Annotated in this window: 8 protein-coding genes; 2 read left to right on the top strand and 6 right to left on the bottom strand. The window is 65.8% G+C overall.

The features are described 5' to 3' along the window. The first annotated feature begins 90 nt into the window (after nt 1-90). Nucleotides 91-804, top strand: a complete 714-nt coding sequence (locus tag A5764_RS16405) for a hypothetical protein (protein WP_067114543.1) — start codon at nt 91-93, stop codon at nt 802-804. 44 nt (nt 805-848) lie between these two features. Here the strand turns inward: A5764_RS16405 and A5764_RS16400 are convergent, their stop codons facing one another. The 3 genes from A5764_RS16400 to A5764_RS16390 form a co-directional block, all read right to left on the bottom strand. Continuing rightward, nucleotides 849-3,506 (bottom strand): hypothetical protein, encoded by a 2,658-nt coding sequence (locus tag A5764_RS16400; protein ID WP_156664714.1) that lies wholly within the window; start codon nt 3,504-3,506, stop codon nt 849-851. Nucleotides 3,507-4,183: 677 nt separating this feature from the next. Beyond that, entirely contained in the window at nt 4,184-4,372 is a 189-nt protein-coding gene (locus A5764_RS16395; RefSeq protein ID WP_156664713.1) for a hypothetical protein, read from the bottom strand. Between the two features lie 309 nt (nt 4,373-4,681). After that, nucleotides 4,682-5,134: a DUF6294 family protein gene (locus tag A5764_RS16390; RefSeq protein ID WP_067114540.1), complete on the bottom strand. Its 453-nt coding sequence runs from the start codon at nt 5,132-5,134 to the stop codon at nt 4,682-4,684. Between the two features lie 159 nt (nt 5,135-5,293). On the opposite strand from A5764_RS16390, the gene A5764_RS16385 reads away from it, so the two are divergent. Further along, nucleotides 5,294-6,187 carry a LysR family transcriptional regulator gene (locus A5764_RS16385; protein WP_067114539.1) on the top strand — a complete coding sequence of 298 codons (894 nt, stop codon included), beginning with the start codon at nt 5,294-5,296 and terminating at the stop codon, nt 6,185-6,187. Between the two features lie 4 nt (nt 6,188-6,191). Here the strand turns inward: A5764_RS16385 and A5764_RS16380 are convergent, their stop codons facing one another. From A5764_RS16380 to A5764_RS16370, 3 genes are read right to left on the bottom strand one after another with little or no spacing between them, the layout of a single operon-like run. Beyond that, complete coding sequence (locus A5764_RS16380; RefSeq protein WP_067114538.1) at nt 6,192-7,646, bottom strand: aldehyde dehydrogenase; 1,455 nt, start codon at nt 7,644-7,646, stop codon at nt 6,192-6,194. A 25-nt stretch (nt 7,647-7,671) separates the two neighbouring features. Further along, on the bottom strand, nt 7,672-8,739 hold the full coding sequence (locus A5764_RS16375; RefSeq protein WP_197501496.1) for a zinc-binding dehydrogenase: 1,068 nt from the start codon (nt 8,737-8,739) through the stop codon (nt 7,672-7,674). Next, a complete protein-coding gene (locus tag A5764_RS16370) occupies nt 8,736-10,028 on the bottom strand; it encodes an MFS transporter (protein ID WP_067114536.1) in 1,293 nt (430 codons plus the stop codon). Before A5764_RS16370 ends, A5764_RS16375 begins: the two co-directional genes overlap by 4 nt. Nucleotides 10,029-10,036: the final 8 nt, after the last annotated feature.

Below are 10,036 nucleotides of genomic sequence, written 5' to 3'. Positions count from 1 at the left end.
CTGCTTCTGCGCGCCCCGCGACCAGTGGGAATCGAAACGCCGTGAGGCGACACAACTGCAAGCACAAGCTCTCCGTACGGAGGTAGCGCCATGACATCGCACGCACAACCGGTCAGCGCACCGGGGGGACAGAAGCGATCGCGCAAGCCGAAGTCGGTCGGCGCCGGCAAGCGCAAGGACGGCGGCGAGGGACCCTCTATGTCGGTCGCCCGAATGGGGCTCATCGGCACGATCGGCGCGGCAATTCTCACCGGGGTCCCGTCCATCGTCATTGCGCTCATGCACGACGGTGGTTCCGGACCCAACAACTCCGCGGGACCGGCCGCCACACCGACGACCATCACCTCACCGACCCGTATTCAGCCATCCCCGCGCGGGTCGTTTGACCAAGTGGCGATTAACGATTCGGGCACTGCGGTGACAGTTGCGGGCTCCGCTGAAAAAGACGTCGACAGCGTGGTTGTCCTGGTAGGCCCGCGGCAGTCAGGCGGCCAGTACTGGGCCAACAGCACCAACGTGGTCGATGGGCAGTGGAAGCTGGTCGTCGCGACCGATCCCCACGTTCCGGTGCCCTACCAAATCAAGGCCTTCTACCGGGAACGTGAGGCCGGTGCCTACTACAGGCTGCGCGAGGACAACGGGGCGATCCGCGATGCGTCGCACTTCAGCATCCCGGAAACCGGCCCGACGCCCACGCCGCCACCGCCTCCCGAACCGCTGGTGAGTTGCGCAGAGCAACACGGGGATAGCTGCTTCAACGGCCCCGGCTGGGGTCCGCCGTCGGTCTTCCAATCCGATCACTGATGGCATCGCTCGATGAGGATCCAGCAACCCTTGTGTGCTGATCCTCATTTGGCATCTTCTTGAGTTGTTTCGGCCGCATCCATCCACTTGCCCTGCCTCAAGCATTCGACGGCTTCTTTGGCGATGACGCGGCCCAGCTCGGTGTAGGCGGCGAACTGCCCCTCGTTGAACCACTGATCCGACGTCGGATCGTGCGGAAAGATTTCATTGGACGCCGCATACGTCAGGAGCCAGTACGGGCAGGCTTGGGACACTACGGCTTTGACGAAGATCAGCCTCCCCTTCTGTTGCAGGCCCGCCGCGGCCGGATACGTGATGGTGCCCTTGACGACCGCACCGCGCGTGATGCGGCCGTTGAGGCCCGCCAGCGCGTTATCCTCGGCGAACTGTGTCCCAGAGCCCGGCGCGATGCTCTCGACGGAATACGGACCGGTCTCTGACAGCGCGATGTCGACCCCCAGTTCGTATTTCGCCAGCCGAAGAGCGTCTGCGAGACCGAGTGGCAGCGGCGGGGGATCGCCGCCTCCGTCGACGACGAAGATCAATTGGCACCGACGCCGCAGCGCCTCGACCAGGCCTGAGTTGTCGTAGTGGCCGCCATCGGTTACCTGCACCAGCCGGGCGTTCTTGTTGTTGATACCGAGGATCTCTCGGTACAGGTATCCCGCGCCGCGGACGGTCGGCAGCGATTTCGGCCATACCCGAGGTAGCTGGTGCTCGGCATCTAGGGGGCCGTCGACCTTTTCCTTGCGCGCGCTTTCGGCTTCCTTGAGTTGGCGAACGAAGTTCGGATTGGGTAGCCAGGTGCCCAGCCGCGCGCCGGAAACGGCGAGTAACTTCTCGATTCCCTTGTCCTGCCGCCCCATCGCCGAAGCGAACGCCGCACCGCTCACCGCGACCGCAGCCTCTACTGTCAGATCCCGGCGAATCCGGGGCGGCGACGCCTTGAACAGTTTCTCGGTGTCAAACCAACCGAGCTCCGGCCCGCCGGTGTAGTCCGCGCTCATCACATACGACACAGCGTTGAGTCCGGGCGCGGGCTTGTCGGGGCCGGTGATGGTGGCCGAGCAGGCGAACACGAACTTAGGACCATTTGTCGCGTATCCGTACCGGTGGAGCCAGGTTGGCTCGCTGTTGGGATACCGCACGGCTGCGTTAGGAACGCCTTCCGCGGGTATTCGCCGCACCGCGAAAGTGTGTGCCAGGCGCCGCCGATAGAAGGGATGCAGGCTCAGCGACGTCACATCAGCGAAGCCGAGGAATACCAAGATGAGCGCCAGACCGCCCAACCACCAGCCCGAGTGCACAACGCCAGTGACGCCCTGTCCGCTTTCGATGGCCGTCTTGAAGAAACCGGCGGCGAAGCTGCCGAGGAGCGCCAGCCATACGGCCAGGAGCACGGCCAGGGTTGCCACGGTCAGCAGCAACGAGATAACCGCCTGCGGCAGAACGCGTTTCAGGAACGACGGGGATGGTTCGGAGGCGGCGGTTTGGACAAGTTTGTTTTTATCGCGCCAGATCATCGCGATCAGCGCGGCTATGTAGTTGAGTCCGACGACGCCGGACGCCGCGGCCAACGCGCTACCCGGGCGGGATGGATTGTGCGTGCCGACCCATGAACAGAGCCGCATCAATCCGGGCACCACGATCGTCAGCGTGAGGACCACCACCGCGAATCCGGCGCACACCCGGGCCACGCCTGACATCCGCGTCCGCCAAAGCTCGCCGGGCCGGCTATTGGATCCCCACTCGATCACCACCCCGGCCATGGTGAACAGCACAGCCGTGGCGGCGAAAAAGCCCACCGCCCAATAGGCTGCGGAGCCAGCGTCAAGTGACAGGCTTTGCTGATGGGCGGCTGGACGCACGTCCGACACTGGGGGAAACGCTGCGATCGGGATCTGGGCAAGCAGGCAGCCGACCACCGACCCAGCGAGAACCGGAACGGTGAAAATAGTGGTCAGGGAGGCCAAGAGATTCTTGAGAACCTGTGCGAGGGCACGAACCAAGCCGAGCGGCGAGTCGGCGATGTAACTCGATCCGCGGCGAACATGATCGAACTCGGCCGATCCTTCTTCAAACCGCTTCGAAATCGGGGCGATGTTCCGTGGTGGTTCGTCCGGTTGTGGGTGGTCCTCTCTTCGCTTTCGCTCCGAGTCCGCATCTTTGGCCTGTACCCCCAGCAGCCGCGCGCCGGCGGCATATCCGCCTCCCGACACCGAAATGACGTAATCGAGGCGATCCAACAGGGTGGTCGCGTCGGTGTGGTCCGCCCTCCGCAGCGCGGTGCCGGCTTCGCCGAATGGTTGGGAAAAAACCTGCATGGCACCCATCGCCACGCAGGCCGACCGTACGCCTCCACCGGAAAGACACAGCGCCCGAAGCGGTTCGGTGCGATTCTCCAGAGCCTTGGTGACGCCCGGCACGTCATATGCGCGCACCCAGCTCTGCTGGTTTTCGATGACAAGTTCGTCGGTCGTCGGTGGCACCGGCGAATCCGACGGTGCCAGCACCGCATCCCACCATGGCGTCGGGGCAGCTTCATCGCGCGCACCGAGTCCTATCCACCGAAATGCTCTGAGCGGCCGCAACATCTGGGGCACTGACACACCTTGGCTGTGATGCCATGCGTATGCCTGGTAGATGCCCATCACGCCGCGCAGAACGATCCCGAGGGAGGCGATCAGCCCGACCGCCGCCACGGCAAACGCGCAGAACTTGACGGTGGCAGCGGCTGCGGTGGCCGTGCGTAGCGAGGGGACGTCCCGTGCCGGCGTCAACGTCATCCACAGCAGACAGTCTTCGAGCAGGTCGGCAATCACCGCGACCGCGACTGCGGCAGCCACGAAATTAGCGACGAGGCAGCCCAATTCGGAGCGTGCCCGGATGCGGTAGAACACGGCGCATCCGGCCAGCACCATCCCGTAGCCCGCGATCAGCCAGAGGTCGCTGTGCAGTGCTGCTGGCAATTGCGATTTGATGTCCGAGCCCCCGGGTCCGTGGTCTCCGAACGTGTAGCGGGTGAGCCCCGGTGGGAATGCCCCGGGCGCGCCGACGAACACCAGAACAACACCCGCGACGATCATCCCCGGCGCGATGACCGGAGCCCATGCTGACAGATGTCTCGACACACTCGCCTCCAAGGCTCGACGGTCAGTCACCGGCAAACTCGGCTCTCGAATAGCGTGACACGTTTTGCTGGATCACACGCCAATGCGGAGGTTGTGTCGCGCGGTCGACGGCAAAACCCTGGCGAGTATGCCGCCTCAATCCTCGCGGTGGCGTTGGTAGTCCCAGCGCTCCAACCAGCCGGTGAGGCTGTGGATTCCGATGCTGAGAATTATCAGTACCACGCCTTCGATGAGCATGACGAGTTCGTTCACAGTCGTTCCATTTCGCGGGCCATGGCGGCGTGCTCGATGTAGCTGGAGCGCAGTCGCGCGTAGCGGCTGCGCGGCTCAGGTTGGCTGGTGGGCCACCGCGACGCCCGTTGCCAGAGCAGGACGATCCAGCCGCGTCGGACCACGGCGGTGCGCGATGCCGCGCCGACCGCGGCGGTTGCGAACATCACCTGCTGCTCGGTGATGAGGACGGGCTCCGGGGAAGCGGAGACAGTGCCTTGCGCTTCCCCGGAGCCCGTTGCTGCAGATACCCCTCCCCCCACAAAAGGTGTCTGCAACGCGTGATCGGCAGGTAAGGGTTCAACGGTATCCCGGTGAGACGCCGCTGCCGTTGGGTTAGATAACATTTCAGCTCCCTGGGGGTGGTTTGCGGCTGTCGAAGAACACGTTATGAAGCCGCTGGTAGGGCGTCACGCGTAGTCGACTACCTGTTCTGAAGGCCGGCACCTCGCGTATCGGGCCCTCGGGATCGACGATCAGCAGTGTGCCTGGTTGATCCGTGCGCCCGCGGCGGAGTCGAACCACACAACCGGGAAGTTGAAATTCTCGTCCCAGGTCGTCCATTCGTCCTCCCACGTCATCGGGGGGCCCACCAGCTTGGGGCTGGTCCACAGCACGACGCCGTGCACGTCGAACAACGAGATGCCGCCGTAGAACACCCACCGGTCGCCATCGTCACTTGACTTCACGTGTGCGAAGAAATTGGCCGTCCCGTCGGCTCGAATCGTGAGCATCTCGTCTTGCAAGGCACAGTCGCCGATGTGCGTGACACCAGACCACACCCACCACTTTCTCGCCACGTCGTAGGGGCTCGGCACCGGGCGTTCGCGCACATCGCTGAGCAGATCCACCGGTGGCTGGCTCTTGCAGGCCGGCTCCTTCGTTGCCAGCGTCGGTTCGGCGTGGGGCGCGTTGCTGTCAATGGTCATTTCAGGCTCCTGAGGTCGTTGGTATCGGCCGCGCCAATGGCGCGGCCACTCTTTACTGTCACCGGTAGGCGGTCGCGGGCACACGCGTAGTGGACTACGCGAATGGGGAGCTACGCGCCCGTCGGCGTCGCCTGCCGGCCCGTAACATTGCTCTGCGAAATGGTGAGCCTGACCCAGCTCGAGGTGCTGATCGCCGTCGTGGAGGCGGGCGGGTTTTCCGGAGCCGCGAAGAAGCTCTATATGAGCCAGCCGTCAGTGTCCAACCACATCCGCAATCTCGAGATTTCGCTCGGTGTGCCGTTGGTTCAGCGCAGCACCAAAGGTGCGCGCACCACGCCGGCCGGTGATGTGGCGGTCGCGCACGCCCGCAAGGTGTTCGAACTGTTGGAAAGCCTGCAGCATGCGGCCGCCGGCTTCCAGGGGCTCGAGGCGGGTCGGCTGTCGATCGCCGGCACGACCACGCTGGGGACCTATCTGCTGCCAAGACTGCTGTCCGATTTCGCCGAACGGGCTCCCAAGGTCGAGTGTCAGATTCGCGTCGGCAACGAGGACACAGTGGAAAATTGGCTGCTGGACGGGGAGGTGGCCCTGGGCCTGTGCGCCGATACCCCCCGCGAAGAGCAGTTGATCGCACAGCCGATGTTCTCCGAAGCGATGATATTGGTAGCCCCCGCCGGAACGCCGCTGGCCGGACGCATCGTCCGGCCTAAAGACCTTGCGGGCCAACGTTTTCTGCTGCGCGAGATGGGCTCGGCGACCCGTCGGCAGCAGGAGGCGGCGCTTCGGTCGTGGGGATTGGACGCCGCCGATCAGTGGGACCTTTGGGGGCCTGACACGCTCAAGGAGGCGGTGCATGCCGGCCTCGGACTCACGCTGCTTTCCGAACACGTGACCGCCCGGGAGCGCTCGTCGGGAACCCTCGTCGCCCTGGAGGTCGATCCGCCGCCGCCGCGTCGAACGGTGTATCTGGTGCGGCGGGCCGACCGCGTGCTGACGCCGCCGGAGCAGGCGTTCGTCGCGCTGGTCGGCGGCATAGCCTCCTGGCCCGCCTGACCCGTCAGTACTGGATGCAGGCCGAACGCAGATCGGTATAGAAGTCCCACACGTCGGGCGAACACTCCGGCGCGCCGAGCTGGGACGCCTTGGCGCCCACGTGCGGAAGGTGGGCATATGCACCGACACCCGGCCGGTTCACGTGCAGCATGCCCGCCTGGAAGTCCTGCAGTGCCTGAAACATCAGCGATGGGTTTTGCGTGAAGATCGTGCCCGACATGCCGTAGCGGACGGAGTTCGCGATCCGCATCGCCTCGTCGTATCCCTCGCAGGCGATCACCGACAACACCGGGCCGAACACCTCCTCCTGAGCCAGTTCGCTGTCCCACGCCACGTTGGTCAGCACCGTCGGCTCGACAAAGTATCCCGGGGTTTCCAAGGTGAGAGGCTTTCCGCCGCAAGCGATTTCGGCTCCCTCGTCGGCCGCTTTCTCGATGGCGCCCAGGCACGCTCGCTGGCGCTCATCGTTGACGACGGGGCCGACGTCGGCCCAGTCCTGGTCGCCACGGCCGACCCGCATCGCTTGGACGCGGGGGACCAGTCGGGCCAGCAGGGCGTCGTGCACGTTGCGGTCCACGATGACGCGGCTGGTCGCGCTGCACCGCTGCCCGCTTTGGCCGAACGCGCCGTGGAGGATCGCGTCAACGGCGGCGTCGAGGTCCGCATCGCCGAGGACGATCAACGCGTTCTTGCCGCCGAGCTCCAGTTGGGTGCGCATCAGTCGCCCGGCGCCGGCGCGGTTGATGGCCTGTCCGACGGGCAGCGAGCCGGTGAACGAGATGCCCGCCACCCGCGGATCGGCGACGAGCGCCTCACCGGCTTCCCGATCACCCTGGATCAAATTGAGGACGCCGGCCGGGGCGCCGGCGTCGGCGAACGCCTGCACCAGCAGCGTCGACGTTAGCGGCGTCAGTGGTGAGGGCTTGAGCACGGCGCCGCATCCCGCCAGCAGCGCGGGCGCGACCTTCCACATCGGGATGGCCAGCGGGAAGTTCCACGGGGTAATCAGCCCGACGACCCCGAGCGGACGGCGAAACGTCATGGCGATGGTGCGTGGTTCCTCGGCCGGCGTGGTCACGCCGTTCATGCGGCGCGCCTCGCCGATGGTGAAGTCGAGGATGGCCAGCGAGCGGTGCACCTCGCCCTTCGCCTCGGATAACCGCTTGCCCTGCTCGCGGGTGATGGCGGCGGCGAATTCGTCGACGCGCTGCTCGACCAGGCGCCGGGCGCGGCCGAGCACCTCGGCGCGGGCGATGGGTCCGGCGGCGTCCCACGCCGGTTGGGCGGCCACGGCCGCGTCGATCGCGGCGACCACGTCGGCGGCGACTGACTCGCTGAACTCCCCGATGACGTCGTCGGTGTTGGCCGGGTTGAGGTTGGTGCGCACCTGCCCGCCGACGCTCGGCTTCCACAAGCCGTCGACGTGGTTGAGCAGATGGTCGGGATGGGGCTGGGTCATCGATGGCTCCTTGCTGCGCGCGTGGTCAGCACATCTGTATTGCGATGCGCGGGGCCGCGCCGCTGAGGGCGGCCCCGACCGCGATGTCGATGTCATGTAGGCGGTAGGGGTGCGGGACGAGGCCCGCGAGCGGTTCCTGCGAGTCGGTGCGGACAAGGAAGTCGACGGCCTCGGCCAGATCGTCGAGCCGATAGTTGTGGCAGCCAACCACGGTGGTCAGGTTCTTGACGTAACCGCTGGGTTCGAAGCCGATCTCCGGCCCCGGCGACACCGAGCCCACCAGTGCGATCCTGCCACCGACATCGACGATGTCGAATGCCGCCCGCACGGCGGCGCGGTCACCCGACAGCTCGAAAATGACATCGGCGCCGTATTCCCATGCAGCGCTCGCAATTTCGTTGGGACCGCAGGCCGCAGCGGCGCCGAATTCGAGGGCCATCTCGCGGCGTGACCCGTCGACGTCGCAGGCGATGACGTGCTGCACACCCCGGCCCCGGGCGTAGGCGACCGCGGTGAGGCCGAGCATGCCGCAGCCCAGCACCACGACGGAATCATCGGCGCCCAGACCCACGCGTCGGGCCGCGCACACCACCGTCGCGGTGGCGCAATTGGCCGGCGCCGCCACGGCGGCCGGGAGACGCTGCGGCACCCTGACCAGGCCGGTGCCCGCGACCAGATGGCAGTGCGTGGCCAGCCCGCCGTTGAGCCGCCAGTGGTCGTCGATCGCCTCGTGCCCGTACTTGCGCCCGCTCAGGCATTTCTGCGGCAAGCCCCGCCGACACCGGCGACATTCGCCGCATGCGGTCCCGATGGTCCAGGTGACGCGGTCGCCGGCGCCGAGCGGCCGCCCGTCGTGTCCGTGGGCCGCACCGCCCGTCGCGACGATCGAGCCGACGGCTTCGTGGCCGAGGACGGTCGGCACGGGCGTCGGTCGATCGCCCGCAATGGTATGCAGATCGCTACCGCAGATGGTGGCCAATTCCACCGCAACAAGCACCTCATCGGGGCGCAGGCGGGGGAGCGGCTGGCACTGCAGCGAGAATCCCTTCTCGACGCCGGACCACACCGCCACGGTGGCGGTGTCCGCAGTCAACGCCGGATGGTCAGCGCAACCAGGGCGCTGAGCACGCAGGACGCGGCGACGATGGGGAAGACCAGGGCGGTATTGCCCGTGTGGTCCATGACTCGGCCGATCAGCGGCTCGGCCGCCCCGGCGAACAGGTAGGAGAAGAAGTCCACCACACCGGTTGCGGTTCCAGCCATCTCTTTGCCGGCGATGTCAGGACACAGCGCCCAGAAGGACGACTGCGGGCCGTACACGAAGAACCCGGTCAAGAACAGCACCACGATGCCGGCGAAGGTCCCGAGATGCCCGAGATACATGGTCATCGCGAAGACGGCGCCGAGCAGCATGAACAGGATGATCGGCCGGTCGCGACGGGACCCGAAGAAGCGGTCGGATAATTCGCCGTTGGTCAGCGCGCCGACGGCCATGCCTACTGGAAGCGCTACGGAGATCCACAGCGGGCTGACGGCACCGCCGCCCTTGGCCCAGTTCTTGCCCAGGAAGTACACCGGCACCCAGATCAGCAACCCGTATCGGGCGGCATTTTGGAAACCGATCGCGACGCCCGTCGACCAGATCTTAGGGTTGCGCAGCACCGCCTTGTACCGATCCAGCGAGTTCCCGGCGTTTGCTTCGACGTGCTCGACGTCACCGCTGTGGGACGCCGGCGGCTTGACGCCGGCCTTCTTGGGGTTTTCGCGCGATAGCAGGTAGAAGGTGATGCCGCCGAACAGCATGAGCAGCACCGGGATTCGGAAGATCCACTGCCAATGCAAGTGCAGGGTGTCGACCACGATGGTCGACGTCACGAAGGCCACCACCGATGCCATGCCGGCCGCGAAAGTGTACAAGCCGAAACTCTTGCCGCGTTCGTGCGGACCCCACCAATTCGAGATCACCCGACTGCCCGACGGCCAGCCCATCGCCTGGCTGAAGCCGTTGGCACACCAGAAGAACGCCAGCGACTTGGTGCCCACCGCAAAGCTGGTGCACCAGTTGAGCATTGTGGAGAGCACCGCGCCAAGGGTCATCAGGCGGCGCCCGCCGAACTTGTCGGCCACATTGCCGTTGAGCATTTGGCCGGCGGCATAACACCACAGCATCGCGCCGCTGATGGCTCCCAGCGTGCCCTTGCTCAGCCCCAGATCCGCCTGAATTCCGGGGATGGCAAAACCGAAGGTCTGCCGACCGGTGTAGAAGAACAGGTAGCAGAACATCGTCGCGAGCAGCATGCGCCATTTGAGCCGGGCGAATTTCGCCTCCGACACTGCCACCGGATCCAATGTGGCCGTGGGCTTTTGATAAGTGCTAGACATCGTCTTCC

The sequence above is a fragment of the Mycobacterium sp. 852002-51057_SCH5723018 genome (assembly GCF_001667035.1).
GTDB lineage: Bacteria > Actinomycetota > Actinomycetes > Mycobacteriales > Mycobacteriaceae > Mycobacterium.
The sequence above is the reverse complement of the archived record's forward strand: the minus strand, read 5'-3'. Positions and strand labels throughout refer to the sequence as shown.